At 44.7% G+C, this 695-nt stretch carries 3 protein-coding genes; all 3 read left to right on the top strand.

The window, feature by feature from the left end:
• The coding region (locus ACNRUY_RS26715) for a hypothetical protein (protein ID WP_488114701.1) at positions 1 to 236 on the top strand (236 nt) is incomplete at its 5' end.
• A gap of 1 nt (position 237) precedes the next feature.
• Complete coding sequence (locus ACNRUY_RS26710) at positions 238 to 459, top strand: hypothetical protein (protein WP_488114700.1); 222 nt, start codon at positions 238 to 240, stop codon at positions 457 to 459.
• Positions 460 to 493: 34 nt separating this feature from the next.
• Complete coding sequence (locus ACNRUY_RS26705) at positions 494 to 694, top strand: hypothetical protein (protein ID WP_488110382.1); 201 nt, start codon at positions 494 to 496, stop codon at positions 692 to 694.
• Position 695 lies beyond the last annotated feature (1 nt).

Raw genomic sequence — 695 nt, 5'->3', positions numbered from 1 at the left:
GTCACCCCGAAAGGTATTCAGTACTTTGCCAAAAAGCTGGGCGTAACGGTGGCAGCGTAATGGCAAGTGTGAAAGCAACCCGACACCAACCCAAAGGGGGCATGTGCCTGGCCTGCAAACATATATCAAAGAATTGCAGCCAGCTCCCCTTTGATCAATACCCGGTCATTGGAAAATACAAAGACCGTGAGCAAATGGCGATGATCGTTAAATGCCAGAAATATGAGAAGGTGTAAAATGAAACAACCTGATCTTGAGAGCTTCATTCTTGTAAAAGCAGAGTTACAGAAAACGATTGAAGCTGCTGGCGACAATAAAGCAACAGCAGCTGCCAACCGATTACTGAGATCCCTGGAATCAAGTTTGGAAAAACGTATCAGCGCAGACATCAATGATACAACTGAAACCATCTACAGACTAAGGCGGCTGTTAGAAAAAGAAGTTGCAGATGGCATCTAACACTGCGCCATGCGCCAACAAACGGAAACAACTAATGGAAAAATACAACAGCAAATATGTTGAAAGGCTTGAAGAACTGGTTGATCTAATGACTGAGGCCGTAGAGCAAGCAGCATCCATTATTGATCCGGAAAGGACAGGTTTTGTCTCTACGGAAGTCGCTGAAAAGAACCTGTACGCTTCGATTGACGCTGCAAGCAAGCTCTATACAGACTTTAACGACGAAGACGAATAAC

Source organism: Endozoicomonas sp. Z74, assembly GCF_057680865.1.
The sequence above is the reverse complement of the archived record's forward strand: the minus strand, read 5'-3'. Positions and strand labels throughout refer to the sequence as shown.